This is a genomic window from Caballeronia ptereochthonis (assembly GCF_001545075.1).
Classification (GTDB): Bacteria; Pseudomonadota; Gammaproteobacteria; order Burkholderiales; family Burkholderiaceae; genus Caballeronia; species Caballeronia ptereochthonis.
Map to the genome: position 1 here is coordinate 105,027 of NZ_FCOB02000002.1, position 25,456 is coordinate 130,482.

General features: G+C 64.2%; 26 protein-coding genes and 1 pseudogene. 10 read left to right on the forward strand and 17 right to left on the reverse strand.

Annotated elements, in window-relative coordinates:
* Positions 1 to 65: 65 nt before the first annotated feature.
* A complete protein-coding gene (locus AWB83_RS02455) occupies positions 66 to 743 on the forward strand; it encodes a GntR family transcriptional regulator (RefSeq protein WP_244197539.1) in 678 nt (225 codons plus the stop codon).
* Here AWB83_RS02455 and AWB83_RS02460 read toward each other — a convergent pair.
* The 9 genes and pseudogenes from AWB83_RS02460 to AWB83_RS02500 all read right to left on the reverse strand — a co-directional run bounded on the left by AWB83_RS02460 (position 730) and on the right by AWB83_RS02500 (position 8,890).
* Positions 730 to 1,164: an aconitase X swivel domain-containing protein gene (locus AWB83_RS02460; RefSeq protein WP_087042666.1), complete on the reverse strand. Its 435-nt coding sequence runs from the start codon at positions 1,162 to 1,164 to the stop codon at positions 730 to 732. The genes AWB83_RS02455 and AWB83_RS02460 overlap by 14 nt on opposite strands.
* On the reverse strand, positions 1,151 to 2,404 hold the full coding sequence (locus AWB83_RS02465; RefSeq protein WP_087042667.1) for an aconitase X: 1,254 nt from the start codon (positions 2,402 to 2,404) through the stop codon (positions 1,151 to 1,153). Before AWB83_RS02465 ends, AWB83_RS02460 begins: the two co-directional genes overlap by 14 nt.
* Positions 2,405 to 2,504: 100 nt before the next feature.
* A pseudogene (locus AWB83_RS37050) lies at positions 2,505 to 2,633 on the reverse strand (transcriptional regulator); the annotation flags it as partial.
* A gap of 227 nt (positions 2,634 to 2,860) precedes the next feature.
* Positions 2,861 to 3,682: an SDR family NAD(P)-dependent oxidoreductase gene (locus AWB83_RS02475; protein WP_087042668.1), complete on the reverse strand. Its 822-nt coding sequence runs from the start codon at positions 3,680 to 3,682 to the stop codon at positions 2,861 to 2,863.
* A 33-nt stretch (positions 3,683 to 3,715) separates the two neighbouring features.
* Positions 3,716 to 4,132 carry a MaoC family dehydratase gene (locus AWB83_RS02480; protein WP_087042669.1) on the reverse strand — a complete coding sequence of 139 codons (417 nt, stop codon included), beginning with the start codon at positions 4,130 to 4,132 and terminating at the stop codon, positions 3,716 to 3,718.
* Positions 4,133 to 4,146: 14 nt separating this feature from the next.
* A complete protein-coding gene (locus AWB83_RS02485) occupies positions 4,147 to 4,584 on the reverse strand; it encodes a MaoC family dehydratase N-terminal domain-containing protein (RefSeq protein ID WP_087042670.1) in 438 nt (145 codons plus the stop codon).
* Positions 4,581 to 5,771: a lipid-transfer protein gene (locus AWB83_RS02490; protein WP_087042671.1), complete on the reverse strand. Its 1,191-nt coding sequence runs from the start codon at positions 5,769 to 5,771 to the stop codon at positions 4,581 to 4,583. Before AWB83_RS02490 ends, AWB83_RS02485 begins: the two co-directional genes overlap by 4 nt.
* Before the next feature lie 46 nt (positions 5,772 to 5,817).
* Complete coding sequence (locus tag AWB83_RS02495) at positions 5,818 to 6,957, reverse strand: acyl-CoA dehydrogenase family protein (protein ID WP_087042672.1); 1,140 nt, start codon at positions 6,955 to 6,957, stop codon at positions 5,818 to 5,820.
* A gap of 49 nt (positions 6,958 to 7,006) precedes the next feature.
* Positions 7,007 to 8,890 (reverse strand): feruloyl-CoA synthase, encoded by a 1,884-nt coding sequence (locus AWB83_RS02500; RefSeq protein ID WP_087042673.1) that lies wholly within the window; start codon positions 8,888 to 8,890, stop codon positions 7,007 to 7,009.
* A gap of 269 nt (positions 8,891 to 9,159) precedes the next feature.
* On the opposite strand from AWB83_RS02500, the gene AWB83_RS02505 reads away from it, so the two are divergent.
* The 4 genes from AWB83_RS02505 (at position 9,160) to AWB83_RS02520 (ending at position 13,349) form a co-directional block, all read left to right on the forward strand.
* The gene (locus AWB83_RS02505; protein ID WP_087042674.1) at positions 9,160 to 10,353 is read left to right on the forward strand and encodes an acyl-CoA dehydrogenase family protein; all 1,194 of its coding nucleotides are present in this window, start codon (positions 9,160 to 9,162) and stop codon (positions 10,351 to 10,353) included.
* Between the two features lie 9 nt (positions 10,354 to 10,362).
* Positions 10,363 to 11,502: an acyl-CoA dehydrogenase family protein gene (locus tag AWB83_RS02510; RefSeq protein ID WP_087042675.1), complete on the forward strand. Its 1,140-nt coding sequence runs from the start codon at positions 10,363 to 10,365 to the stop codon at positions 11,500 to 11,502.
* A 293-nt stretch (positions 11,503 to 11,795) separates the two neighbouring features.
* Positions 11,796 to 12,911: a porin gene (locus AWB83_RS02515; protein ID WP_087042676.1), complete on the forward strand. Its 1,116-nt coding sequence runs from the start codon at positions 11,796 to 11,798 to the stop codon at positions 12,909 to 12,911.
* Positions 12,912 to 12,995: 84 nt separating this feature from the next.
* Complete coding sequence (locus AWB83_RS02520; protein ID WP_087042677.1) at positions 12,996 to 13,349, forward strand: BON domain-containing protein; 354 nt, start codon at positions 12,996 to 12,998, stop codon at positions 13,347 to 13,349.
* Positions 13,350 to 13,428: 79 nt separating this feature from the next.
* On the opposite strand, the gene AWB83_RS02525 is transcribed toward AWB83_RS02520, so the two are convergent.
* Positions 13,429 to 14,730: an MFS transporter gene (locus AWB83_RS02525; RefSeq protein ID WP_087042678.1), complete on the reverse strand. Its 1,302-nt coding sequence runs from the start codon at positions 14,728 to 14,730 to the stop codon at positions 13,429 to 13,431.
* 317 nt (positions 14,731 to 15,047) lie between these two features.
* Here AWB83_RS02525 and fae point away from each other — a divergent pair, with 317 nt between their 5' ends.
* Both fae and AWB83_RS02535 read left to right on the forward strand, forming a co-directional pair.
* A complete protein-coding gene (gene fae, locus AWB83_RS02530) occupies positions 15,048 to 15,581 on the forward strand; it encodes a formaldehyde-activating enzyme (protein ID WP_087042679.1) in 534 nt (177 codons plus the stop codon).
* A gap of 23 nt (positions 15,582 to 15,604) precedes the next feature.
* A complete protein-coding gene (locus AWB83_RS02535) occupies positions 15,605 to 15,994 on the forward strand; it encodes an SRPBCC family protein (RefSeq protein ID WP_087042680.1) in 390 nt (129 codons plus the stop codon).
* On the opposite strand, the gene AWB83_RS37815 is transcribed toward AWB83_RS02535, so the two are convergent.
* Positions 15,903 to 16,202 (reverse strand): HVO_A0114 family putative DNA-binding protein, encoded by a 300-nt coding sequence (locus AWB83_RS37815; protein WP_445343892.1) that lies wholly within the window; start codon positions 16,200 to 16,202, stop codon positions 15,903 to 15,905. The two genes, AWB83_RS02535 and AWB83_RS37815, sit on opposite strands and share 92 nt — an antisense overlap.
* Positions 16,203 to 16,218: 16 nt before the next feature.
* On the reverse strand, positions 16,219 to 16,422 hold the full coding sequence (locus AWB83_RS37875) for a toxin-antitoxin system TumE family protein (RefSeq protein WP_510183545.1): 204 nt from the start codon (positions 16,420 to 16,422) through the stop codon (positions 16,219 to 16,221).
* A 505-nt stretch (positions 16,423 to 16,927) separates the two neighbouring features.
* Here AWB83_RS37875 and katG point away from each other — a divergent pair.
* Positions 16,928 to 19,192, forward strand: coding sequence for a catalase/peroxidase HPI (gene katG / locus AWB83_RS02550; protein WP_087042681.1), 2,265 nt, complete (start codon positions 16,928 to 16,930; stop codon positions 19,190 to 19,192).
* Positions 19,193 to 19,261: 69 nt separating this feature from the next.
* On the opposite strand, the gene AWB83_RS02555 is transcribed toward katG, so the two are convergent.
* From AWB83_RS02555 to AWB83_RS02575, 5 genes are all read right to left on the reverse strand, one after another.
* The gene (locus AWB83_RS02555; RefSeq protein ID WP_374729045.1) at positions 19,262 to 20,017 is read right to left on the reverse strand and encodes a COG4705 family protein; all 756 of its coding nucleotides are present in this window, start codon (positions 20,015 to 20,017) and stop codon (positions 19,262 to 19,264) included.
* Positions 20,018 to 20,100: 83 nt separating this feature from the next.
* Positions 20,101 to 21,399, reverse strand: coding sequence for an NAD(P)/FAD-dependent oxidoreductase (locus tag AWB83_RS02560; RefSeq protein WP_087042683.1), 1,299 nt, complete (start codon positions 21,397 to 21,399; stop codon positions 20,101 to 20,103).
* Positions 21,396 to 22,142, reverse strand: coding sequence for an amino acid ABC transporter ATP-binding protein (locus tag AWB83_RS02565; protein ID WP_087042684.1), 747 nt, complete (start codon positions 22,140 to 22,142; stop codon positions 21,396 to 21,398). Before AWB83_RS02565 ends, AWB83_RS02560 begins: the two co-directional genes overlap by 4 nt.
* Complete coding sequence (locus tag AWB83_RS02570; RefSeq protein ID WP_087042685.1) at positions 22,139 to 22,807, reverse strand: amino acid ABC transporter permease; 669 nt, start codon at positions 22,805 to 22,807, stop codon at positions 22,139 to 22,141. The genes AWB83_RS02565 and AWB83_RS02570 overlap by 4 nt, the downstream gene beginning before the upstream one ends.
* A gap of 24 nt (positions 22,808 to 22,831) precedes the next feature.
* On the reverse strand, positions 22,832 to 23,593 hold the full coding sequence (locus AWB83_RS02575) for an ABC transporter substrate-binding protein (protein WP_087042686.1): 762 nt from the start codon (positions 23,591 to 23,593) through the stop codon (positions 22,832 to 22,834).
* A 144-nt stretch (positions 23,594 to 23,737) separates the two neighbouring features.
* Here AWB83_RS02575 and AWB83_RS02580 point away from each other — a divergent pair, with 144 nt between their 5' ends.
* Complete coding sequence (locus tag AWB83_RS02580; RefSeq protein ID WP_087042687.1) at positions 23,738 to 24,544, forward strand: IclR family transcriptional regulator; 807 nt, start codon at positions 23,738 to 23,740, stop codon at positions 24,542 to 24,544.
* A gap of 68 nt (positions 24,545 to 24,612) precedes the next feature.
* A complete protein-coding gene (locus tag AWB83_RS02585; RefSeq protein WP_087042688.1) occupies positions 24,613 to 25,437 on the forward strand; it encodes an isocitrate lyase/PEP mutase family protein in 825 nt (274 codons plus the stop codon).
* Positions 25,438 to 25,456: the final 19 nt, after the last annotated feature.

Sequence of the window (25,456 nt, forward strand, 5' to 3'; positions counted from 1 at the left end):
GATGCCGCAACACTACGAATAAGCGCCAGAAACACATGCCTCCGGTCGCCACCAAACCCCGTCGCATGGAAACGCCGAGCGCGAGCGATTCCACGCGCAAGATCGTGCGAACGACGACGGTCGAGCTCGTCACGACCGCGATCCGGCAACGCATTCTCTCCGGCGATCTCGCGCCAGGTGAGGTGCTGCGGCAGGAAGCGCTCGCCGAAGAACTCGGCGTGAGCCGCGTGCCGATCCGCGAAGCGATCACGCGCCTGACCGGCGAAGGCTTGCTCACGAAGGTGCCGCACAAGGGCGCGTATGTCGCCGAGCTGTCGATCGAGGAAGTGCAGGAGACGTTCGAGATTCGCCTGCGGCTCGAGCCGTGGTTGTTCTCGCAGGCGATTCCGCATATCACCGATGCGGAGATCGCGAAGGCCGAGAAGCTCGTGAGCGAGATGGATCAGGCGGAATCGGGCATGTGGGGTCAACTGAACTGGCGTCTGCACGAAACGCTCTATCTGCCCGCGCGGCGCGACATCACCTTGCAGATGCTGCGCGTGCTGCACGACCGCAGCGACCGCTACTTCCGCTTTCAGGTGGTGCAGGTGCCGATCCGCGAGCAATCGCACGAAGAGCACATGAACTTGATCGAAGCGTGCAGGAAGCGTGATGCGAAGCTCGGCGCGAAGCTCCTCGAACAGCACGTGAAGACGGCGGCGCAGCAGATCATCTCGGTGGTCGAGACGATCATGGCGCGATGAGACGCACGCTCGCGGGACGCGCCGCGTCGCGCGCATCGATTTCGATGTGAACGTCGGCGGCCGCGATCTGCGCGAACGCGGTTTCGTCGACCATCACGACCGGCACGTTCGACGCATACAGCTCGTTCGCGACGATCGCCCCGATCGACAGGATCAGATCGCGCTCCGTCAGCACGATGCCGGCGGGCCCCGTGCCGTTGCGCAACGCCTCGGCGAGTACGCTGCTGCTCGAGCTCGATCCGCGTGCGCGCGGCATCACGAGAACGCGCGAGGCGAGGCTTCGGCCGTGGCCGGAGTGCGTCGCATCGACGATGACGCCGCGCTCGGCGTCATAGCCGCCCCAGAAGCTGAGCGGCGGCAACGCGATTCCTGAAGCGTGCGCATGGCCCGGAACGAGGGCGACGGCCTCAAACGCTTTCATCGATGCACACCTTTCCTTCGAAGGCCGAGCGCACGCATTCGCTCATGCTGCCGAACGCGACCGTCACGCCGATGTTCGCGGGCGCATAGTGCGCCCATTTGCCCGAGTTGGTCATGACGAGCCCGCTCACCTGCTTCATCACCGGCGTGATGTACGTGCAGGTGTCGGTCACGATCTGCACGCCGCGAGCCGCGAGCTTTTGCACGAGACCTTCCTCTTCGAGTTGCCAGAGGACGAAGCGGCTCGTGTTCACATAGAAATCGCAACGCGGCGCGCCTTCGTGACGCTCGAAGAGCGCGGCGAGCCTGCTGAATTCATCGACGGAGAAATGCGGCGTGCCGAGACTGACGGCGGCGAGCGCGTCGCCCGGCTTCGCACGGCTCCAGCGCGCGCGCACGGCGGCGAGGTCCGACGCGGTCACGCGCAGCGTGCGTTCCGGCGCGCGGCCTTGCAGCGCTTCATCGAGCGTCGCGGCTTCCGGCGTGATGCCCACCGCGTGAAAGAGCGCCACCGATCCGCTCGATGCCGCCGCCGCGCCAAGCGCCTTCAGCTCGTCCTCGGTGGTATCGCCCGGCAAGCCGGTGATGGCGGCAACCGTGGCGCCGACTTCGCCTCCGAGCAGGAAACCGAGCGCGGCGAAGCTCGCATCGCGATGCGGCGAGGCGCTCAGATCGGGCGCTTCGATGACGACGCGCGCGGCGCGATTCTCAGTCACGTGCAGGCCCGCATAGGGCACGCGGCCGGTGATGGCGGCGGCAAGATCGAGGAAATCCCCGTAACGGCTCGTGCGCGCGCCGAGCACGGAGTTGGCGAAGACGATCGCGTTCGATTCGGCCCATGCGATCTGATCGTCCTTGCGCGGACGATGCTTCAGCTGATATGGCGCGCAGGTGAAGCTCGCCTCGCAGCCGAGTTCGATGTGCGCCTGCATGAGCCGCTTGCCGGCGCTGGCGATGTCGGCTTCGCCTCGGAAGAGTTCGGGGTGAATGAGGTCGAGCGAGCCGACGTTGAGCGTGGTCGGTACCGCGACCTTGGCGCCGCTCGCGACGAAGCGCTCCACGAAGTCGAGGCTCGCGGCGCCGTGGTAGAGGCAGCCGTCGATGTGCGCCGATGTGACGTCGATGAGCGTGCCGGCATCCATGACGTGCGCCGTCGCCGCGACAATGCGCATCGCGAGCGCGAGGCCATCGCCCAAGTCGCCGTTGAGCATGGCGGTGTCGCGAGGGGACAGGGTGAGCATCGGGGATGAATAAGGTGGTTTGCGTCAGGATAGCGGATTTGGATGGCTGGCTCAAAACGAAGATGCCGCCGGGGCAACCCCCGGCGTATCCGCAAGCCGCTCAGCGGTCCTTCGAATGCGCGGCGAGCAGTTGATGATGGCGCGCCTCGGTGGCTTCATCCGCGGGCAACATGCATTCCATGCGCAGCTCCTGCGCGGCAACGTTTTGCGGTGTTCCGACGGTCGTGACTGACAGCCAAAGAGTAGAGCGGGTCGTGCTGTACGCCAATTACATCGGATGTAATCGTCACGAAGCCAGGCAACACATGGACTCGACCGCTACGCGCCTCATGCCGGCGCACACATCGATGCAAGGAAAGCGTGTCACGGAGCAAGCCGGAGAAGCAAAGAAAAAGGCACGTCCGCGGTCGCTGCGAACGTGCCCAAAAGGGAACCGACTATTTTTCGAAAAGCCCCTTACTGCACATTCCCCGCCACGGCGATCGTCTGCCCGGTGATGTAATTCGACTCCGGCGAGCAGAACAAATAGACCCCGCCCGCCGCCTCATCCGGCGTACCCCCTCTGCCAAGCGGATTGCGCTGTGCATGCATCTTGAGCGTCTCCGCGTTCAACCCGACGCGAATATCCTTTCCATCGATCTTCACCGTGGCGGCTTCTGCCGTGCTCACCGTCATCCGCGTGTGAATCAGCCCAAACGCCACACAGTTCACATTCACATTGAACCGCCCCCATTCACGAGCCAGCGCGCGTGTCATCCCGATCACCCCGGCCTTCGCCGACGAGTAATTCATCTGCCCGGCATTTCCGTTGAGCGCCGAGGTCGACGAGATATTGACGATCTTGCGATGATTCTCCCGCCCCGCTTCCTTATCCGCTGCATGCAGCGCCTTGATATGCGGATACGCCGCGCGCAGAATGCGAAACGGCGCGGTCATATGACAGTCGATGACGGCATACCACTGCTCGTCCGTCATGCGCTGCACGACGTCGTCCCACGTGAAGCCGGCATTGTTCACGATAATGTCGATGCCCTTGTACGTATTCATCGCCGTGCCGATGAAGCGATCCGCAAAGTCCGCTGCCGTCACGTTGCCGACGCACGCCACCGCTTCAGTGCCTTGCTTCCTGAGCATCTCGACGGTCTCCATCGCGGGCTCGGCGTCGAGATCGTTGATGACGAGCCGCGCGCCCTCGCTCGCGAGCTTTCGCGCGATCGCCTGACCGATGCCGCGACCGGAACCGGTGACCAGAGCCACTTTCCCTTCAAGCTTTCCCATAACCACGTCTCCATGAATCTCAAATGAATGTCGTCAAAGCGCGACCACCGCGTCGCCGATCACGCGCGGCTCGCCGTATTGATTGACCGTCTGGACTTCGAGCCGCACGCGGCGCTCGCCCTCGGCTTCATACTTGTCGACGACCTTGCCCGTGCATGTGACGACGTGTCCCAGTTGCGTGATGCCGACGAAGCGCACACCGAACGCACGCAATTGCCGCTGGTCGACCCACGAAGTCAGCAACCGGCCGAGATACGCCATCGACAGCATGCCGTGCGCGAATACGTCCGGCGCACCGGCGCGGCGCGCGTAGTCGGTATCGATATGAATCGCGTTGTGGTCTCCCGACGCGCCCGCGAAGAGGGCCAGCGCGGTGCGATTGATCGACGGCAAGGCGAGCGGCGGCAAGGTGTCGCCGATATTCACCGATTCGAATCTGATGGTGCTCATTCGCATGCTCCTGCTTATCGCTGAACGATGACGCTGCGCAGGTCGGCCACGTGCTCGCCGCACGCATTGCCGACGCGCGTCTCGCGCACGATGAACCACAGCGCGCCGTTCTTCTTGTCGTAGATATCGGCGATACGGCTCTCGAAGCGCAGGACATCGCCGGCGAACGCCATGTGGTGATAGGTGAACGACTGCTCGCCGTGCAGGATGCGCGACGGTTCGATGCCGATCGCATCGCGCCAGGCTGTCGACGGCTGTTCAAACTCGAGCGAGAACAGGAACGTCGGCGGCAGCGGCAGCCCGGGATAGCCGGCGTCGTGCGCGGCAGCCTCGTCGAAATAGACCGGATTGGTTTCGCCGGTCGCCTTCGCGAAGAAACGCAGGCGCCATGCATCCGCCGTCGCCGTATAAACCGGCAGCTTCATGCCGATGTGTTTTTCGTCGAGCGTCATTGCGCGGCCTTCTGGTAGATCGTGACGACGCCCGCACCGCCCAGCCCCAGGTTGTGCTGCAGCGCGAGCTTCGCGTTCGATACCTGACGGTCTCCCGCCGTGCCGCGCAGCTGATGCGTGAGCTCGTAGCATTGCGCAAGTCCGGTCGCGCCGAGCGGATGACCTTTCGACAGCAGTCCGCCCGACGGATTGACCACCCACTTGCCGCCATAGGTGTTGTCGCCGTCGAGCACGAGGCGCTCGCCTTCGCCTTCCTTGCACAGGCCGAGGCCTTCGTAGGTCAGCAGTTCGTTCTGCGCGAAGCAGTCGTGCAGTTCGATCACGTCGATATCGTCGGGGCCGACGCCGGCTTGTTCATAAGCTTGCTGCACCGCGTTGCGCGTGATGTCGAAGCCGACGACGCGAATCATGTCGTCGGCTTCATACGTGCTCGGCAGATCGGTCGCCAGCGCCTGACCCGCGATCAGGACATCGGTGCGCAGGCCATGTTTGCGCGCGAACGCCTCGGAGACGATGATCGCCGCCGCGCCGCCGCATGTCGGCGGGCACGCCATCAGACGCGTGAGGACGCCTTCCCAGAGCATCGGCGAATTCATCACGTCTTCGGTCGTCACGACGTTGCGGAACACCGCGAGCGGATTGCGCGCCGCGTGCTCGCTCGCCTTCGCGCGGATGCGCGCGAAAGTCTCGAGCTTCGTGCCGTACTTGCGCATGTGCACGAGGCCCGCGCCCGCAAACTGGCGAATGGCTGTGGGAATCTCGGTATGGCCGACGAGCTTGTTCGTCAGTTCGAGCGCCCGTTCGAGCGCGGGCGCGCGGTCCGTCCAGTTCGACGCCAGCGCGCCCGGCCGCATGAATTCGAAGCCGACGGCGAGCGCGCAGTCGACCACGCCGCTTTGCACGGCCTGGCGTGCGAGAAACAGCGCGGACGAGCCCGTGGCGCAGTTGTTGTTGACGTTGATGACCGGAATGCCCGTCATGCCGACGCGATACAGCGCTTTCTGGCCGCAGGTCGAATCGCCGTAGACGTAGCCCGCATACGCCTGCTGGACGGCGTTGTAGTCGAGCCCTGCATCGGCGAGCGCGTCCCTGATCGCGGTGGCGCCCATCACGTCATACGTTTCGCTCGCACCCGGCTTCTTGAACGGGATCATCCCGACGCCTGCGACATACACCTTGCGACTCATGTGCTTCTCCTGGTTATCGATAAACGCGTGGGTTGATTCGATGGATTCACAGCTTGCGCGAGATGAGGTCGCGCATGACTTCGCTCGTGCCGCCGTAGATGCGTGAGACGCGGGCGTCGACGAACGCGCGCGCGACCGGATACTCGAGCATGTAGCCGTAGCCGCCGTGCAGTTGCACCATCTCGTCGAGCGCCTTGCCGAGTGTTTCGGTTGCGTAGAGCTTCGCGATTGCGGATTCCTCGAGCGTCAGCCGGCGGCGCGTGTGTTCGCCGATGTAGTGATCGATCATCAGACGCACGGCGGTCGCCTGCGCCTTGATGTCGGCCAGCTTGAACTTGGTGTTCTGGAAGTCCCAGACGGTCTGGCCGAATGCTCGGCGATCCTTCACGTAGTTCAGCGTATGTTCGAGACACACTTCCAGGCGCGCGGCAGCGCTCACCGCGATCGAAAGCCGTTCCTGCGGCAACTCGCTCATCAGATAGGCGAAGCCTTTGCCTTCCTCGCCAAGCCGGTTGGAGACGGGCACACGCACGTCGTCGAAGAAGAGTTCCGCCGTGTCCTGCGCCTGCATGCCGATCTTGTCCAGCTTGCGCCCGCGTCTGAAGCCTTCGCGCGTCGCCTCGACGACGATCAGACTCACGCCCTTCGCACCCGCCGACGGATCCGTCGTGCAGACGACCACGATCAGGTCCGCGTTCAGTCCGTTGGTGATGAAGGTCTTGCTGCCATTGATGACGTATTCGTCGCCTTCGCGCCGGGCGCTGGTACGCACCGCCTTCAGATCGCTGCCGACGCCGGGCTCGCTCATCGCTATCGCGAGGATCTGCTCGCCCGCGCAAATACCCGGCAGCCAGCGCTCCTTCTGCTCCTCGCTGCCGATGCGCGCGATATAGGGCGCCACGATGTCCGAATGCACGGCGAATCCCGGTCCGCTCACGCCCGTGCGCGTCAGTTCCTCCGCGAGCACGGCGACGTGCCCGAAGTCGCCGCCACCCCCGCCGTACTCGGCGGGAATCGACACGCACAGCAGCCCTTGGCGGCCTGCCTTGAGCCATGTTTCACGGTCGACGCGACCGGCCTTGTCCCATTCGGCCTGACGCGGCGCGCATTCGCGCTGAAAAAAGCGTTGCGCAGTATGCCTAAGCATTTCATGATCGTCTCGGAAGACGCTGCGATGGATGTGCATCGGAAGCTCCTGTGCTGGTGGCTGTGTGCCTGCTGTTTTCCTGCGTGAGTTATCCGCGCGCGCGGGCGATGTGAGGGGCGGGCTCGCGCTCGTACAAGGCCTCGATCAGATGCGCCCGCCGCGCGCGCGTGGCCGCCTGATTGACATAGCCTTTGTCGGCGATCTCGTTGGCGTCGAGCGACGGCGGCTCGGCCATCAGAATCAGCCTTTCGACGACGAGCGTCGCGCCCGCCATGTCCTGATTTCGGAGCCGTTCGTTCAACGCGGCGACGATGAGCGGATGCTTCGCAAGCGCCTGCGCGTCGAGCGACGCGAGCTCCGGCGCGATGCGCTGGCACGCGGCGACGTTCGGCCACGCGAGCGCGGCGAGATAGTCGCGGTCGTGTCCGCAGATCACGGCATCGGACAGCAAGGGTGCGCAGCGCTCGAGGAGTGCGAGACGCAGCGCGCCGGTGCGCACCCAGCTGCCGTTCGCGAGCTTGAAGTCCTCGACGGTGCGGCCCGCGAAAACCATGCCTTTCGAGGGATCGTCGGGATCGGCGAGGCGCACCGCGTCGCCCAGGCGAAAAAAGCCTTCGTCGTCGAACGCCGCGGCGGTCAGTTCCGGCTGGCCGATATAGCCGCCGAACACGTGGGGACCGCGCATGCGGATCTCGTAGCGGCCGTCGCCGCCTTCGAGCGGCAGGAGCTTGACTTCGGCGCCCGGAACCGGCACGCCGATGTTGCCGGGCGCATCGGTCGGCCAGCCGCAGTGCGTGCCCATGCCGGACGTTTCCGTCGACGCGAGGCCCGAGCAGAAGGTCATGCGCTGGCCGATCGTCTGCTCGGCCACGCGCTGAATGCGGTTGTAGACGTCGACGGGCAGGCTCGCGCCGCCGTACCCGAAGAATGCCGCGTGTGTGAAGAGATTCCTGGCGAGCAGCGGATCGCGTTCGAGTTCGGTTGCGAGCGCCGCCCAGGCGGACGGCACGGTCGTAAAGCTGGTCGGCGCGACGTCGCGGAGATTGCGCATGGTGCGCTCGATCGCCCCGGGAACGGGCCGTCCGTCGTCGATGTAGTGCGTCGCGCCGAACTGGATTGCGCGACCGAGATGCAGCACGCCACCCAGGCCATGATGCCACGGTAGCCAGTCGAGAAACACGGGCTGCGATTCCCGCATCCAGAAGAGGTTATCCGAATAGTAGGCGGCGACGGACGCCAGATTCCGATACGTCAGGCGCACTGCCTTCGGCGCGCCGGTCGAGCCGGAGGTGAAAAGCACGCGGGCGGTGTCGTTGTCGCGGATGGCGGCGTGCGCGCGCTCGACACGCTGCAGGCGCGGACCGCTGAGCGACGCTTCGGCGAGTTCGCGCCATTGGACGTGTCCTGCGGACGCGCCCTTGACCGCGATGACCGGCGCGCTGTCGAGCGAAAGCGCCGCGAGAGCCGCTGCGTACGGACCGGCGTCCTGAACGAACACGGCGCCGGGCGGTACCCGCTCGCGGATGGCCTTGAGCCGCGCGAAGTCCCTGCTCATCAGCGCGTACGTGGGCGACACGGGTGCGGCGGGAATGCCGGCGTATTCGGCCGCGAGCAGCACGACGGCCTCCTCGACGGAATTGCCCGACAGCAGCATGAGCGGCCGCTGCGGGCCCAGGCCGATGTCGAGCAGCGCGGCGGCGACTGTTCGAACCTCGCGCCACAGCTCGCGCCAGCTCAGGGAACGCCACGCGCCGTCCTCGCCGCGCTCGCAGAAGGCGTGGGTATCGCCACGCTCGGCGGCCCAGTGAGGGATGAAGTCGGCAAAGGACCGCTGCGGGATGTCCGGCAAGGCGCGAGCGGAGCGAAGAATCAGCGTGCCGTCGCCGCGGCGCTCGACGAGCGTACGGCGCTCCGGAAACCGCACGGGACGATAGGACAACACCACCTTGCCGCTTGCCTCTAGCGTGCTCATTACGTTGTCTCCTGGGCGTGGATGCGCTTCGCGGACGCGCGAGATGGATCGCTGGCACCCACGAACCTGCATATATGTCGAGAGCGTTTGCCCTGTGTCGAAAGCATACGACTCGACGCCCGAAGCCGCGACCACCCGAGGTGGGTGGCGGTTCCGCCGATGCCGCGGCGTATCGTGAGTCCGTCGTTGCGAGACGGTGCATGCGTGCATGTCGAGTACGTCGATCCAACCACACGCTCCGTTCGGGAGCGCGCCCAGAAGGACGTTCAATGAACCTGAGCTATTCGAGCGATGATCTCGCCTTCCGTGACGAAGTGCGCCGATTTGTGCAGCAATCCCTGCCCGTCGATGTGCGGGACAAGGTGCTCGAGCATCGTCACCTCGACCGGGACGATCACGTGCGCTGGCAGTGCATCCTGCAGCGGCGCGGCTGGGGCGCTCCCGGCTGGCCGGCGCGCTTCGGCGGGACCGGCTGGAGCCCGCTGCGGCGGCTTCTGTTCGATATCGAATGCGGGATCGCGGGCGCGCCGCGCCAGCTTCCGTTCGGCTTGAACATGATCGGCCCCGTGCTGATGAAGTTCGGCAGCGAGGCGCAGCAGGCGCGCTTCCTGCCGCGCATTCCGACCGCCGAGGACTGGTGGTGCCAGGGCTACTCCGAGCCGGGCGCGGGCTCCGATCTCGCGGCGCTGAAGACACGTGCCGTGCGTCGCGGCGACCATTACGTCGTGACCGGGCAGAAGGCCTGGACCACCTACGCGCAACACGCGAACTGGATGTTCTGCCTCGTGCGCACCGATCCTGAAGCCAAGCAGCAAAGCGGCATATCGCTCTTGCTGATCGACATGAAGACGCCGGGCATCAGCGTTCGTCCGATCGAAACGCTCGAAGGCATGACCGATGTCAACGAGGTCTGGCTCGACGACGTGAAGGTGCCCGTCGAGAACCTGGTCGGCGAAGAGAACCGCGGCTGGACCTATGCCAAATACCTGCTCGGACACGAGCGCACCGGCATCGCGGGGCTCGGAATATGCCAGCGCGAATTGCGCTATCTGAAGAGGCTCGCGAAGGCCGAGCGCAGATATGGCCGGCCGCTCTCCGACGACGTGCGCGTGCGCGAGAAGATCGCACGCATCGAGGCGGAGATCATGGCGCTCGAGATGCTGCTGTTGCGCGTCGCGACCGACGCGAGCCAGCACGGCCCTGGCCCGGAGGCATCGATCCTCAAGATTCGCGGCTCGGAGATCCAGCAGGAACTGTCCGCGCTGCAACTGGAGATCGCCGGGCCGAACGCGCTGCCGTTCTCCCCGGAATGGCTCACGGACCGCTTCGATGGCTGGACGCCAGCGCCCGGTTACTCGGCAGGCGTTGCCAGCTTCTATCTCGAAATGCGCAAGCCGACGATCTACGGCGGAACGAACGAAGTGCAGAAAGAAATCATCGCAAAAGCGATTCTCGATCTGTGAGGCGACGTCATGGACTTTTCTTATAGCGACGAGCAGCGTCAACTGGCCGACAGTCTGAGGCGCTTCGCCGAAGAGCGGTATCCGATCGAAACGCGCCGCGGTACCGTGCGCGAGCGCAACGCCTTCAGCCGCGACGCTTGGTGCGCCTACGCCGAATTCGGCTTGCTCGGGTTGACCATTTCATCGGACTACGGCGGCTTCGACGGCGGCGCGCTCGATACCTTCGTCGTGCAATACGAGGCGGGGCGCGCGCTGCTGCCCGAACCGCTGATTTCTTGCGGCGTGGTCGCCACGGGCCTGATCCAGCGTTACGGAAGCGAGCCTCAGCGGCATGATTTCTTGCGCGCGATTGCCGATGGCAGCGAAATCGTCACGCTTGCCTATCAGGAAGCCGACACGCGCTACGACTTCACGCGGCCTTTGACTGCGGTCCGGCGCGTGGAGGGCGGATTCGTTCTCGACGGCCGCAAGACACACGTCTGGCACGCGGATAACGCCCAAACGCTGATCGTGTCGGGGTGGAATGGCGCGGCACAGGCCGTATCGCTCTTTCTCGTTCCGCTGTCGTCACCGGGTGTGTCCGTATGGCCGTATCCCGTGCTCGATGGCGAACGCTGCGCCGAAGTCGAACTACGGAGCGTGCGCGTGTCTCATGGCGCGCTGCTGGGCGGCGCATCGCATGGCATCGAGATGCTGGAGACCGCGCTCGATCTCGGCATCGCGGCCTTGTGCGCGTCGAGCGCCGGAGCGATGGAGCGGCTCATCGAAATGACCGCCGAGTATTTGCGCACCCGCAAGCAGTTCGGCCAGCCGCTCGGGCGCTTCCAGGCGCTGCGTCATCGCATGGCCGACATGCTCGTGCAGAAGGAGCTCGCACTGTCGATGGCGCATGTGGCAGCGGCCGCGCTCGACGTTCCGGACGCCGCGCAGCGCCGACGGATGATCGCGTCCGCGAAGATTATCGTGAGCAAGGCTGCGCGCTTCATCGGCCAGCAGGCGGTGCAGTTGCACGGCGGCATGGGCGTGACCGCGGAACTTCCGGTGGGCGATTATCTGAAGTACCTGATCGCATCGACGCTGCGCTTTGGCGATGCGGATTTTCATACCGAGATACTGGCCGATCTGCCCGATGAAGCGCACGCGGGCTGAGCGGATCGCTCGACCCATACGCGACCGTTTCGCAAATGCGCATCGATCGATTTGTTCGATATGCGAATTAATAAGATAAAAGCACTTGTCTCTCGTGACCGTCGGTGAATACAGTTCTCTGGCGATTCGGGGTAATCCCGTTCCCACTCGTTATGGGTAGTGGTCCATGCGCGGTCGACTGTAACACTGAGCCGGAACGCGGAGCGCCATCGCCTGATGCATCAGGCCGACGCACCAATCCACCGGCTGCGTGCGCGTACCGCCTACGAGGTTCACACGACGAGGAGACATGCATGCGTTTCATCAGAAAAGGCCTAATCGGAGCGACGCTCGCACTCGCCGCGGGAGGTGCCGCGGCGCAGTCGAGCGTCACACTATACGGCGTGGCCGATACGTTCTTCCAGTTTCTCGACAACGGCGGCCAGCAGTCCTGGTCGCTGAGAAGCGGAGGCAACAGCGGATCGCTGTTCGGTCTGAAGGGCACGGAGAATCTTGGCGGTGGCCTTTCGGCGGCTTTTACGCTCGAGAACGGCTATAACCTCAATAACGGAACCTTCCTCGCGGATTCGTCCGCGATGTTCTATCGGCAGGCGTGGGTCGGTATCGTGCACGAGAAATACGGCTCGGTCACGCTCGGCCGCCAGTATCAACCGACCTTCTGGGTGCTTTATCCGACCGATCCGCTGCGCGCGAACGAAATACTCTCGCCGCTCGCCGCGGCGTCGCAGAGTATTGATCGCGGCACGATGGGCGTTCAGACCGGCGGCGGCCGTTCGAGCAACGCAATCGTATACAAGAGTCCGAACATCGCCGGTTTCCAGTTGTGGGCTTTGTATGCGTTGTCGTCCACCGTTACCCAGCCGCTTCCGCAAACCAACGGCAACATGATTGACATCGCCGCGACCTATTCGGGCTACGGGCTGTATGCAGGGATGTCGTATCAGTATCAGCATCCCGGCTCGAAGACATTTCCGGGCCTGCCCGGTCCGCTCAATACGGTGTCGACCAAGCATTTCACCGGTGCGGTGGGATATCGCATCGGCATTGTCAACCTGTCGTTCAATTACGCGTATCACCAGCCCGACGATGCGCCCGCGAACTCGCTCGCCGCACGCCTCGACGTCGTGCATCCGTTCAGTGTGATGGAAGCTGGCGCGACGATCCAGGCCACGCCGTTCGACACGATCGAGATAGCGGGCCTTCAGCGCGTCGTGCGCGGCATGCATGACAACGCGTGGGGCGTGCAGCTGGGCATGGATCACAGCCTCTCGAAACGAACCGCGATCTATGCGCGTGCCGGCTATATCAAGAACAACGGCACCGCGACGATCAGCTGGCCGGGCATCACGCCGAACGGCATCGATGCGCCGCAGACGCTCGTTGGCGTCGGCATGACGCATCGCTTCTGAATTCGGTCGCGCGGACGCTGCTGTGCTTCTGGACGCGCCACGGCGTTCGCGCTTCGCTCATTCCAATCAAGTCGATAAAAGGCCATGAACCTCATTCGAATCGCACAACTGGCGCTCGGCGCTTTCGTGATCTCCGTATCGTTCCATGCTCGCGCGCAGGACGGCGGCGCTGCTTCGGCCACCGTGGAAGCGTCGAAACCCGCGTGGAAATCCTCGTCGAAGGCCGACGATCGCGCACTGCGCCGCCGCGTCCTGACAGCGCTCGGCAAGGCGAAGGGATTGCGCGCGACCGGCATCACGGTACGCGCGACCGACGGCGCGGTGTTGCTGGAGGGCTGGGTGCCCGAGGAAGCGCAGATCGAACAGGCGGCGCGCGTAACGCAGGGTGTGCCTGGCGTGAAATCGGTGCGCAACGCTTTGACGCTCTCGACCTTCTGACGCGTCGATCACGCAGCACGCACTGAAAAGAAAAGAGCGCGATGATCTTGCCATCGCGCTCTTTTTTCGCCGGTATGTTTCAGCCTGCGGTCGTCGCGATGGCGCTCGCGGGCTCGCGCAGCGAACGATCCGGATGCAGCCAGCGCAGCGCGACGAGTGAGGCGACGATCAGTATCGTCGCGCTCGTGGCGAAGCCAAGTTCGTATGCGTGCGGATTCGTGCTGCCGTGCGCCTGCACGATGCGCCCCACGAGCACAGGTGCGATCGCGGCGCCGAGACTCGACAACGCGGTATGGATCGCGATGAGCGCACCGCGCTGACTGTCCGGCACCACTTCGGAAAGCAGCGCGGGAGCGAGGACGAGGGCCACGGTCGGCAGCGCGCCGGCGAGCGCGAAAACCGCGATCTTCTGAAGGGGGGCGAGCGTGAGCCCGGCGAGCGCCAGGAACAGGATCGCGCTGCCGGTGGCCGCCAGGCAAACCAGTTGCACTCGGGCCCGCCGCGACGGCGCGCCGCGCGCCAACATCCGCTGCGAGAGCCAGCTGAGACCGAGGTTGACCGGCGCGGCGGTGCCGATCACGACCGCGAACCAACGGCCCGCGCTCAAGCCGGAGAAGCCGAGCGCTCTTTCGAGATAGGTTGGCAGCCAGGTCGTATTGGCGCCGAGCATCCAGTACGCGGAGAAGCCGATGAGGAAGATCGAGAGGATGGTCGGATCGGTGAGCAGTCTGCGATAAGGCACGCGTGCCGCGCCCGAGTCCGCTCCGAACGCGCCGGCCCGCGAGGAACCATGCCTCGTCAGATTCCCTTCCCGGCCGACGCACAGCCACAGCACGCTCCACACCGCGCCGATGCTTCCCAGAATGATGAAGTTCATGCGCCATCCCCAGTGATGCGTCACAACGGGGATCAGCAGACCGGCGAGCAGCAACCCCAGCGCCGCGCCCTGATTCAGCAGGGCGACGGGCATGTTGCGCTTCTCGTCCGGAAACCATTTGTAGAGCGCGTGAACGGAAACCGGATAGTACGGTCCTTCCGCCGCTCCGAGCGCGACGCGGCTCAACAGAAAGGCGGCCATGCTGCTGAACAGCGCCTGGGGCATCTGCAGGATTGCCCACAGAATGCCCATGCCGAGCAGGAGCCAGCGGGTCTGCACGCGGTTGGAAAGAAAACCGACCAGCACGGTCGAGAGCGCAAAGAGCCAGTAAAAGCTCCCCGCGACGAGCCCGAATTGCGAAGGCGACAAGTTCAGCTCGCGCATCAGCGGCACCGCGACCATGCCGAGCACGATCTTGTCGAGGAAATTGATGAGGGCGAGCGCCGTCAGCATCAGCGTCATGGTCCACGCCGCGCGTGGGCGGTAACCGTCGAGAGGGGTCATGGTTCGGGTCGGCTCAAGTATGCGGCGCGTGGTGCGGCGCGCCGTGATGGGCGATAAGGGGTTCGGCCACGCCAAAGGCGCCGCGGCCTGCACGCTCGTGTCACGTTAAGTGCGCGCGTCTGCCAACACCCCCACCCGAAACAGGGAGGACAGGGAAAACGCCGTCCCGCGCACTGTGTCACGCCGTGCGGACAGTGTGTCTCCGCCTGCTTGCCGAACGTGCCGCCGGGGCGTGGCGGGCGGGATGGCATCGTCCTTGCGTGCGATTGTCCCTTCGATCTTTCGAACCATCGTTCAGCCCTGAAAGGAGAGCATCCATGAGTCTGGATCTCACGTTTCGCGCAGGCGAAGCAACCGTGCTGGCCGCACCTGGACAAGCCACCGACGCGATGCCCGAAATTCTGATCGGTCGCGTCGACGGGCCGGTCGGCCACGCGTTCGCCAACATGATGGCTCAGTCGAAAGGACACACCGCCATGTTCGCGATACGCGCATGCAATCAGATGGTCCGGCCCGTGACGATGATTGTCCCGAAGGTGACGCTGAAGGACATGGCGAACATCGACCTGTTCGGCGGCGTGGTGCAGTCGGCTACCGCGGACGCCGTGGTCGATTGCCTGATCGAAGGCATCCTGCCGAAGGATCAGGCCAACGCGTTGTGCATCATCAGCCTCGTGTGGATCGATCCGCGCTGCGCGACGGACGCGAATCTCGACAAGAAGGACATGTACCGCACGAACTACGAAGCGACCAAGCTCGCCATTCAGCGCGCGATGAACAACGAGCCGAGCGTGGAAACGCTCATCGCGAATCGCCACAGCATCAAGCACGACATGGACGACTGGAGCTGATCCGTCACCGGAAGGAGGCAGCTATGACGACCTTGTATCGCGAGTGCATGCTCGACATGCCGGCGGCCGACGCATGGGCCGTGTTGCGCGATCCGTTGGGCGCGGGCCGCGCATTCGCGGGCGTGCTCGTCGACGTCGAACTCGACGGCGGCGTGCGCCGCGTCACATTCGCCGACGGGAGTGTGGTCGAGGAGCGGATCGTCGCGGTCGACGACGAGCGGATGCGCATCGCGTATACGGTCGTCGGCGGGCGCTTCGAGCATCATCATGCGTCGATGCGGATTACGCCGGCCGAGGGCGAGCGTTGCCGCTTCGAGTGGATCAGCGATTTCCTGCCGGACGAGGCTCGCTCTTTCGTGGAGCCGCTCGTCGACGCGGGCTGCGCGGCGATCGTGCGGAATCTGCGGCGATAGGCGACTCGAGCGCCTGGGCTTCCGCGACGGCGGGTCGAGCGAGATCCGCCGCTTTCAACGTGAAATCGACGTGCACGGCGTCGTATGGGAACACGATGGCGCCGTTCTCGTCGTGTTCCAGCAAGCCGGCTTCGAGTAGCGCCTTGACATCGCGATGAACGCCCTTCACGTCGCGCTCGAGACTCCGCGCGAGCTCGCGGATCGACATGGGGCCGGCGCCGTCATCATGCGGATGATCTGCCGGCGCGGCGTGGTGAAGGCCTCCATCTGTTCCAGATTCGTACGTCGGTTAGGAAATCTGAATAAAGCGGTTCGACCGACGAAAATTCGTAAGACGTCTCGGCGCCGGCAAAGTGACAGTGATCGCCCTTTCTCCGCTCGTCGTCGTAGCGCAGAACGCACTCATTCGATACGACGTACGCAAGCAGTCATGAGACTCGCTTGCGTGTTGGACATTTTGACAACGCCAGAGGTGTGTTGCCAAATGCTCCAACACCCGCCGCGTCGCCCGCCATTCGCCGGACGGACGAGTTGACGCGGCGTTCGGTTCATCGTCGGCTGGAGCGGATCGGGACGCTCGTACACTTCATCTGCCAAGCTCGCCGGACGCTGCTAGACTGAAAAGCCTGCCAACTCGCGCGCGTCGCGCGTAAATGCGTGGATGTACTACCGCTGGTGCATCGAGCACGATCCCGCACTGCAACAAGCTGAAAGCATCAAGCCTATAGCCGTCACCTATCAGCGGCATTGCAAAAATCGCATTCTATTGATGGTCGCTCTCACGTATTTTTTAAGATGCGGAAGGCCTGCCGGGGCGGGTCGTGCTCGCCCGATCGCGCGCCGCGCCCTCCCTCATCGGACCAAGGTGCATGCAGCACGGAAATCTGACGTCATAGAACAACTAGTGGGTACGTCCTCGCAAGGAGATAGCGCATGTCAAACGAATCGAAGTGCCCGTTCACTCATGCCGCCGGTACCGGCACGACGAACCGTGACTGGTGGCCGAGGCAACTACGGGTCGACTTGCTGAGCCTGCATTCCAGCAAGTCCAATCCTCTGGAACCCGATTTCGACTATGCCGAAGCGTTCAAGAGCCTCGATCTGGCCGCCGTCAAGAAGGACCTCGCGGCACTGATGACCAATTCACAGGAATGGTGGCCCGCCGACTTCGGCCACTATGGACCGCTTTTCATCCGCATGGCGTGGCATAGCGCCGGCACGTACCGCATCGGCGATGGCCGCGGAGGCGGCGGCCGTGGCCAGCAGCGTTTCGCGCCGGTCAACAGCTGGCCGGACAACGTCAGTCTCGACAAGGCCCGTCGCCTGCTCTGGCCGATCAAGCAGAAATACGGCCAGAATATTTCCTGGGCCGATCTGATGATCCTGGCCGGCAACGTCGCGCTGGAAACGATGGGCTTCAAGACCTTCGGCTTTGCGGGCGGCCGCGAGGATACGTGGGAGCCGGACCAGGACGTGTACTGGGGCAATGAAAAGACCTGGCTCGGCGGGGATGTCCGCTACGGCAAGGGCGCCGCCGGCGACGACGAAGATCAGGGCGTGATCACCGCCGATGAGGAGAAACATGGCGAAGAAGTCAGCCGCACCGACCATGGCCGCAATCTGGAAAACCCGCTCGGCGCGGTGCAGATGGGTCTGATCTATGTCAATCCGGAAGGCCCGGACGGCAATCCCGATCCGCTCGCGGCGGCGCATGACATTCGCGAGACCTTCGCGCGCATGGCGATGAACGACGAGGAAACCGTCGCGCTGATCGCGGGCGGCCATACGTTCGGCAAGACGCACGGCGCCGGTCCCGCGGACAATGTCGGTCCCGAGCCCGAATCCGCCGATATCGAGAACATGGGCCTCGGCTGGAAGAACAGCTACGGCACCGGCAAGGGCGCGGACACGATCACGAGCGGCCTCGAAGTGACCTGGACCACGACGCCGACGAAGTGGGGCAGCGGCTTCTGGGAGAGCCTGTTCGGCCATGAGTGGGAACTGACCAAGAGCCCGGCGGGCGCGAATCAATGGGTCGCGAAGGATTCGGGCGAAACCGTTCCGCATGCGTACGATCCGTCGAAGAAGCTGAAGCCGACGATGCTGACGACCGACCTGTCGCTGCGCCTCGATCCGGAATACGCGAAGATTTCGAAGCGCTTCTGGGAGAACCCCGACCAGTTCGCCGACGCGTTTGCCCGCGCGTGGTTCAAGCTGACGCACCGCGACATGGGACCACGCGCCCGCTACCTCGGCCCGGAAGTTCCGCAGGAAGAACTGCTCTGGCAGGATCCGATTCCGGAGGTCGATCATCCGCTCGTCGGTGAGCAGGATGTCGCGGCGCTCAAGCAGAAGGTGCTGGCGTCGGGACTGCCGATCTCCGATCTCGTGTCGACCGCGTGGGCGTCGGCATCGACCTTCCGCGGTTCCGACAAGCGCGGCGGCGCCAACGGCGCGCGCATCCGCCTCGCGCCGCAGAAGGACTGGCAGGCGAACGAGCCTGAGCAACTGGCGAAGGTGCTGAAGACGCTCGAAGGCATCCAGAGCGAGTTCAACGCGGCGCAGTCCGGCGGCAAGCGGATTTCGATGGCCGACCTGATCGTGCTGGCGGGCGGCGCGGCCATCGAGCAGGCGGCGGAGAAGGCCGGTCAGAAAGTGACCGTGCCGTTCACCCCGGGCCGCATGGACGCCACGCAGGAGAAGACGGACGTGCTCTCGGTCTCGGCGCTCGAACCGGTCGCCGACGGCTTCCGCAACTTCATCAAGGAGGGCATTCGGGTTCCGGCCGAGACGCTTTTGATCGACAAGGCGCAACTGCTGACCCTGACCGCTCCCGAGATGACGGCGCTCGTCGGCGGATTGCGTGCGCTGAATGTTTCGGCCGGGAAGAACGCGCACGGCGTTTTCACCGACCGGCCGGAAACTCTGACCAACGACTTCTTCGTCAACCTGCTCGACATGAACACGGAATGGCAGCCGATTTCGTCACGCCGGGACGTGTTCGAAGGGCGCGATCGCAAGACGGGTCAGAGGAAGTGGACGGGCAGCCGCGTCGATCTGATCTTCGGCTCGCATTCGGTTCTGCGGGCGCTGTCCGAGGTCTATGCAAGCGCCGATGCGCAGGAGAAGTTCGTCAAGGACTTCGTCGCGGCCTGGACCAAGGTGATGAATCTCGATCGGTTCGATCTGAAGAAGTAAGCCGCAACGGCAGTTGAAGTGGCAGCGAGCGGCGACCCTTCGGGGTCGCCGCTTTGCTTTCAATGGCCTTCAATGCGCCGCCCGCGCGGGCCGCTGCCTGAACAGCAAGCCGCATATGACGATGAACATCACGAGCGCGATCGATGCCCCATAGCGGCTCATCGCCAGTCCGCCGTTCGCGACGGGCTTGTCGAGAAAATCGCCGGTTACGGCGCCAAGCGGCCGCGTCAGAATGAACGCGCTCCAGAACAGCAAGGTGCGCGAGATCTCCGTGAAGTAGTACGCGATCACGATCAGCACGAGCAACCCGCCGAAGATCACCGCCGCGCCCGTATAGCCGAAGCCCGCGTTATCGGCGGTCCAGTCGCCGAGCGCGGTGCCGAGCGTCTGCGAGAACATGATCGTGACCCAGTAGAACGCCTCCGCTTTCGGCGATGCGATGGTCGCGACCGACACCGACCCCATCGTGCGATGCCACACCGCGAGCGACGCGAGCAGCGACACGAGCAGGATCGCGCTGCCGCCCGCGTAGCCGATGCCGAGCGACCGGTCCGCGAAGTCGGCGAGCGTGGTGCCGACGGTCGTCGTCGCGATGATCGTGATCCAGTAGAGCGCGGGGTTGAAGCGTTCCGCCTTGATCTGCGCAATCACCGCGACTGCGAACACGCCCGCGAAGATGACCGTGCTCATCAGATAGCCGAGATTCATCGACATCGAGAGTGCGTCGCCGCCGGTTTCGCCGAGCGTCGTCGCCGCGATCTTGATGATCCAGAAAACGAGGGTCACTTCCGGAACTTTGGTGAGCGCCTTCTTTGCATGCTCCATGGTGTCTCTCATGGAAAAGTAAAGGCTCAAGCGTAGTGGGCGCTTGCTTAAGAGAGACTTAGTGAACGCGATTCGATAAAGGGTCAGGACAACGCGTCGAGCAGCGCATACCACGCGACGCCGGCGCTGATATAGAACCGCTGCAGCGCATGCAACGGAATCGGCTCGATGGAAGCAGGCGGCAGGGGCCAGCCGCGCTCGACGCCCGCGAGATGCGCGGCGAGATGCTTGCCGAACGTGGTGGCCATCGCGACGCCGCGGCCGTTGTAGCCCAATGCGATGGCCAGTCCCGGCGCGGGCAGATGCACATGCGGCAGAAAATCGCGCGTGATGGCGACGCGGCCTGCCCAGCGATATTCATACTCGACGCCTTTCAATTGCGGATACAGAAGCCGCGCGGCGCGTTCGAGATGCGCCCAGTCGGCGGCATCGCGCGGCTCGCGAAACGGTCCGCGTCCGCCCATCAGAAAGCGGCCGTGGGCATCGCGTCGAAAGTAGAGCAGGAGGCGGCGCGAATCGGAAGCGACCGCCCGCCCCGGCAAGATGTGCTGGCCGATCTCGTCAGGCAGCGGCTTGGTCGCGACGATGAAGCTGTTCGCCGCGATCAGCGATTGCGCGAGCCGCGGCCACAATCCGTCCGTGTAGCCGTTGGTCGCGAGCAGTACCTGCCGCGCATGGATATGCGGCCCGTGCGCGGTATCGATGCGCCAGCCGCTTTCCGATGCCTCCAGCTTCGTCGCGCGCGTCGCGCCGTGAATCGCGACGCCGTGCGCGATTGCCGCTCGCGCAAGACCGCGCGCGTAGCTGAGCGGCTGCACGCTGCCCGCGCGCAGATCGATCCAGCCGCCGATATACGCATGGGTGCCGAGCCGCTTCGCCAATTGCGCGCGATCGAGCAACTCGACAGGCGCGCCGCGCGCCTGCCACTGCCGCGCGCGCGCGTGCAATACGCCGATGAGCTTCTCGGAATGCGTCGGCTGAATCCAGCCGTTGCGCGTCGCATCGCAGGAAATGCGATGACGCTCGATGAGATTGAACACGTTATCCGCCGCGCCGCCGACCATCCGCACGATCGCCTCGCCGTCTTCCTTGCCGAAGCGTCGAAGCAATTCGTCGGGATCGTACTTGAGGCCTGGAATCACCTGTCCGCCGTTGCGGCCCGATGCGCCCCAACCGGGCTCGTTCGCATCGATCACGCAGACGGACATGCCGCCTTGCGCGAGATGCAGCGCGCACGAAAGCCCCGTGAAGCCCGCACCGACGATCGCGACATCGACCGCTTTCGAATCCGCGAGCGGCGGCGCGGGAACGGGCGGCTCGGCGGTCGCGGCCCACAGCGACGGCGGCAATGGCAGCGCGGAAGTCGTTTGACGCTGGTTCATTTGTCCGCGCTCCCGCCGTTGGCAAGCATTCGCCGAAGGAAGTCACGCGTGCGCTGATGCTGCGGCCGTTCCAGCACGTCCGCTGCGCGGCCTTCCTCGCAGATGGTGCCGTCATAAAGAAAGCACACGCGGTCCGCGACTTCGCGCGCGAAGCCCATTTCGTGCGTGACGACGATCATCGTCATGCCGTCGCGCGCGAGCTGGCGCATCACGCCGAGCACTTCGCCGACGAGTTCGGGATCGAGCGCGGACGTCGGTTCGTCGAAAAGCATGGCTTTCGGTTCCATCGCGAGCGCGCGTGCGATGGCGACGCGTTGCTGCTGTCCGCCGGAAAGCTCGTCGGGATATGCATCGATGCGATGCGCCAGCCCCACCTTCTTCAGCAGCTGACGCGCGTGCTCGCGCACCGCATCGCGCGGCTGCTTTTTCACGTAGAGCGGCCCTTCGCAGACATTTTCCAGCGCCGTGCGATGCGGAAACAGATTGAAGCGTTGAAACACCATGCCGACATGCGTGCGCAATTCGTGAATGCGTTTGCTCTTCGCATCGACGCGCTCGCCTTCGACGGTGATCGTGCCCGCGTCATGGCTTTCGAGCCCGTTGATGCAGCGAAGCAGCGTCGATTTGCCCGATCCCGAAGGACCGATCAGACACACGACTTCGCCCGCGTCGACCTTGAGGCTCACGCCCTTCAACACTTCCTGATCGTGAAAGCGCTTGTGGATGGCGTCGATATCGATCATCGCTTGCCTCGCGTGCGTTTCCTGAGCGTGAGTCGACGTTCGAGCACCCGCAGCGCATAGACGAGCGGCAGGCTCAACGCGAGATAGAGCAGCGCGACGAGCGTAAACACGGTCATGTTCTGGAACGTCGACGACGCGATCAGCTGCCCCGCGCGCGTCATTTCAGCGACGGTGATGGTCGAGGCGAGCGACGAGTCCTTGAGCATCATCACGAGCGTATTGCCATAGGGCGGCAACGCGATGCGAAACGCCTGCGGCAGCACCACGCGCCGCATGATGAGCCCGCCCTTCATGCCGATGGACTGCGCCGCCTCGATCTGCCCGCGATCGATCGCCTGAATGCCCGCGCGAAAGTTCTCCGCCTGATACGCGCTGTACGCGATCCCGAGACCGATGAAACCCGCCTGAAACGCGCTCAATTGCACGCCGAGATCGGGCAGCACGAAGTAGATGTAGAAGAGCTGCACAATGATCGGCAGCCCGCGAATCACGTTGACGATGAGCGCCGCGAGATTCGAGAGCGCCTTGTTCGCCGACACCCGCATCAGCGCGAGCGCGAGCCCGATGAGCGTGCTCAGGATGAACGAGCAGATCGTGATCTCGATCGTGACGACCGCGCCCTTGAGCAGGATCGGCAGGAAGTCGAGCGCGTTCTGAATGAACATGACGGTGCTTCCTTCAATGCCGCGTCATTCCTCCTGCCACTTCTTGATGATCTGCGCGAGTTCGCCGTCGGCCTTGATCTTCCTGATGCCCGCGTTGAGCTTGTCGAGCGTTTCCTTGTCGCCCTTTCTGACGACGAAGCACACTTGTCCCGTGACCTCCGGCTTGTAGCCTTCGACCAGGCGCAATTGCGGATTCGGGTTCTTCTGCAACTGATACGCGACGATCGGGTGATCGCCGAAGCCCGCCTTGATGCGGCCGAGCGCGACGTCGCGCATGATGTCCGCGACGGAGTCGTAGGTGCGCACTTCCTTGAAGATGCCTTTCTTGTTCAGCGCATCGACGAATGCGGTCCCCACCTGTGCGCCCACGACTTCGCCCTTCAGATCGTCCATCGACGTGTACTTGCCCTTGTCGTCCGCGCGTACGATGAGGCCTTCGCCGTAGCTATAGACCGTGTCCGAGAAATCGACGACCTGCTCGCGCGCGGGCGTCTTGAGCATCGCGGCGGAAATGATGTCGATCTTCTTCGTCGTGAGCGAGGGAATCAGCGCGGAGAACGTGGTCTGCTGCACCTTCACGTCGAAGCCGGCGGCCTTGCCCGTTGCGCTGATGGCATCGACCAGCAGGCCCTGGATCTCGTTGCTCTTCACGTCGAGGAAGGTGAACGGCACGCCGGTGGCGGTGGAGCCGACCGTGTACGTGGTTTCGGCGAACGCGGCGGGCGCCGCTGCGATGATCCATCCGGCGGTCAGACCGGCCGCAATACGCTTCAGTGCTCGAATCATGAGGCTTTCTCCCGATGATTGAAATCGAAACCGCAGACCACATGGCTGCATGATATGCGAGTCAAAAAAATCGAACATCAAACTTTGCGTATCGAATATCGATATGCTAGTTTCAATTCGGGGACAATCACAATTGGGATTTTCATGAACGACGAGCCGACCGAGGACACTGGCGGCGAAACGGCGGATGCGCTCTTCAACCAGTCGCTGGAGAAGGGCATCGCGGTGCTGCGCTCGTTTTCCGCGCAGCGGCGCACGATGAGCCTGCCCGAACTCGCGGAGGCGGCGGGCATCACGAAGAGCAGCGCGCAGCGCATGATCTACACGCTGGAGAAGCTCGGCTACGTGAGGAAGCATCCGCGCACGAAGCGCTATCAACTGACGCCGCGCGTGATGCAGATCGGCTACAACTATCTCGCGGCGGACACGGTAATCGACGTCGCGAATCCGTTTCTCTCCGAGCTCACCAACGTGGCAGGCGAGACCTGCAATCTCACCGAGCCCGACGGCGACGAGATGCTCTACGTCGCGCGTTTCGTCTGCATGAAGTTCGTGCCCATTCACATGCCCATCGGAAGCCGCATTCCGATGTATTGCACGGCCTCGGGTCGCGCCTATCTGAGCGCGCTGCCGGTCGATGAAGCACGCGCGATCATCGATGCCAGCGAGCGCATCGCGCATACGCAGTACACGGAGACGGACCCCGGCAAGCTCGAAGCGATTCTGGAGAAGGCGCGCCGCAACGGCTATGCGACCAATCGCGAGGAACTGTTTCTCGGCGACATGACGATCGCCGCGCCCGTGCTCGACGGCGAGCGGCGGCCGGTCGCGGCGGTGCACGTCGTCGCGCCGACGAGCCGCTGGACACTGGCCGAAGCGGAGCAGCGGCTCGCGCCCGCGGTGATCGAATGCGCGCGCAGCATCAGCAATTCCATCCGCACGCTCGGATGACGCACGCGTTTGCGGCTAATCGCGTATCGTCTACGCTTGACTCGATCGTTCATCGACAGGAGACCGCCATGCCTCGCACCGTCGCCGGGAAACGCGCCGCTTTTCGTGCGCTGCACGAATCCGGTTGCTTCATGTTGCCGAATCCGTGGGATGTCGGGTCCGCGCGCTATCTGGAAACGCTGGGCTTCAAGGCGCTCGCGACGACGAGCTCCGGCTTCGCATGGTCCAAAGGCCGGGCGGACAATCACGTCACGCGTGATCTCGTGCTCGCTCATTTGCGCGAGATCGTCGAGGCGACCGGCTTGCCGGTGAACGCGGACTTCGAAAACGGCTTCGGCGCGACGCCGGATGAAGTCGCGCACAGCGTGAGGCTCGCGGTGGAAACGGGTGTCGCGGGCTTGTCGATCGAGGATTCGACCGGCGATGCATCGGCGCCCCTGTTTCCGGTCGATATCGCCGTGGAGCGCATGAAGGCGGCGCGGCGCGCGATCGATGAAAGCGGCGGCGATACCTTGCTCGTCGGCCGCGCGGAGAATTTCTTCGCGGGCAAGCCCGATCTCGACGACGCGATCGCGCGTCTCAAGGCCTATTCCGACGCGGGCGCGGATTGTCTCTATGCGCCCGGCATCAAGACGCGCGAGCAGATTGAAGCCGTGGTGAAGGCGGTCGCGCCGAAGCCGGTGAATCTGTTGATCGGCGGCGTATCGGAGTTCACCTTGAGCGACGTCGCCGCGTTCGGCGTGCGGCGCGTGAGCGTCGGCGGAGGGCTCGCGCGCGCCGCGTGGGGCGGGTTCATCCGCGCGGCGCAAGGGCTCGCCGACGGGCGTTTCGATGGATTCAAGGATGCGGCGGCGGGCAACGATCTCAACGGAATATTCGACGAGCGCGCATAGTTCCTCATTTCAAGGGAGA

What these genes read in the sequence shown, in the direction of transcription:
- AWB83_RS02505 (WP_087042674.1), top strand. Translation starts at nt 9,160, where the DNA reads ATGAACCTGAGCTATTCGAGCGATGATCTCGCCTTCCGTGACGAAGTG.
- katG (WP_087042681.1), top strand. Translation starts at nt 16,928, where the DNA reads ATGTCAAACGAATCGAAGTGCCCGTTCACTCATGCCGCCGGTACCGGC.
- AWB83_RS02535 (WP_087042680.1), top strand. Translation starts at nt 15,605, where the DNA reads ATGACGACCTTGTATCGCGAGTGCATGCTCGACATGCCGGCGGCCGAC.
- AWB83_RS02465 (WP_087042667.1), bottom strand. Translation starts at nt 2,404, where the DNA reads ATGCTCACCCTGTCCCCTCGCGACACCGCCATGCTCAACGGCGACTTG.
- AWB83_RS02495 (WP_087042672.1), bottom strand. Translation starts at nt 6,957, where the DNA reads ATGCACATCCATCGCAGCGTCTTCCGAGACGATCATGAAATGCTTAGG.
- AWB83_RS02560 (WP_087042683.1), bottom strand. Translation starts at nt 21,399, where the DNA reads ATGAACCAGCGTCAAACGACTTCCGCGCTGCCATTGCCGCCGTCGCTG.
- AWB83_RS02485 (WP_087042670.1), bottom strand. Translation starts at nt 4,584, where the DNA reads ATGACGCTCGACGAAAAACACATCGGCATGAAGCTGCCGGTTTATACG.
- AWB83_RS02580 (WP_087042687.1), top strand. Translation starts at nt 23,738, where the DNA reads ATGAACGACGAGCCGACCGAGGACACTGGCGGCGAAACGGCGGATGCG.
- AWB83_RS02515 (WP_087042676.1), top strand. Translation starts at nt 11,796, where the DNA reads ATGCGTTTCATCAGAAAAGGCCTAATCGGAGCGACGCTCGCACTCGCC.
- AWB83_RS02490 (WP_087042671.1), bottom strand. Translation starts at nt 5,771, where the DNA reads ATGAGTCGCAAGGTGTATGTCGCAGGCGTCGGGATGATCCCGTTCAAG.
- AWB83_RS37815 (WP_445343892.1), bottom strand. Translation starts at nt 16,202, where the DNA reads ATGTCGATCCGCGAGCTCGCGCGGAGTCTCGAGCGCGACGTGAAGGGC.
- AWB83_RS02575 (WP_087042686.1), bottom strand. Translation starts at nt 23,593, where the DNA reads ATGATTCGAGCACTGAAGCGTATTGCGGCCGGTCTGACCGCCGGATGG.
- AWB83_RS02475 (WP_087042668.1), bottom strand. Translation starts at nt 3,682, where the DNA reads ATGGGAAAGCTTGAAGGGAAAGTGGCTCTGGTCACCGGTTCCGGTCGC.
- AWB83_RS02480 (WP_087042669.1), bottom strand. Translation starts at nt 4,132, where the DNA reads ATGAGCACCATCAGATTCGAATCGGTGAATATCGGCGACACCTTGCCG.
- AWB83_RS02525 (WP_087042678.1), bottom strand. Translation starts at nt 14,730, where the DNA reads ATGACCCCTCTCGACGGTTACCGCCCACGCGCGGCGTGGACCATGACG.
- AWB83_RS02520 (WP_087042677.1), top strand. Translation starts at nt 12,996, where the DNA reads ATGAACCTCATTCGAATCGCACAACTGGCGCTCGGCGCTTTCGTGATC.
- AWB83_RS02500 (WP_087042673.1), bottom strand. Translation starts at nt 8,890, where the DNA reads ATGAGCACGCTAGAGGCAAGCGGCAAGGTGGTGTTGTCCTATCGTCCC.
- AWB83_RS02510 (WP_087042675.1), top strand. Translation starts at nt 10,363, where the DNA reads ATGGACTTTTCTTATAGCGACGAGCAGCGTCAACTGGCCGACAGTCTG.
- AWB83_RS02565 (WP_087042684.1), bottom strand. Translation starts at nt 22,142, where the DNA reads ATGATCGATATCGACGCCATCCACAAGCGCTTTCACGATCAGGAAGTG.
- AWB83_RS02585 (WP_087042688.1), top strand. Translation starts at nt 24,613, where the DNA reads ATGCCTCGCACCGTCGCCGGGAAACGCGCCGCTTTTCGTGCGCTGCAC.
- fae (WP_087042679.1), top strand. Translation starts at nt 15,048, where the DNA reads ATGAGTCTGGATCTCACGTTTCGCGCAGGCGAAGCAACCGTGCTGGCC.
- AWB83_RS02460 (WP_087042666.1), bottom strand. Translation starts at nt 1,164, where the DNA reads ATGAAAGCGTTTGAGGCCGTCGCCCTCGTTCCGGGCCATGCGCACGCT.
- AWB83_RS02570 (WP_087042685.1), bottom strand. Translation starts at nt 22,807, where the DNA reads ATGTTCATTCAGAACGCGCTCGACTTCCTGCCGATCCTGCTCAAGGGC.
- AWB83_RS02555 (WP_374729045.1), bottom strand. Translation starts at nt 20,017, where the DNA reads ATGGAGCATGCAAAGAAGGCGCTCACCAAAGTTCCGGAAGTGACCCTC.
- AWB83_RS02455 (WP_244197539.1), top strand. Translation starts at nt 66, where the DNA reads ATGGAAACGCCGAGCGCGAGCGATTCCACGCGCAAGATCGTGCGAACG.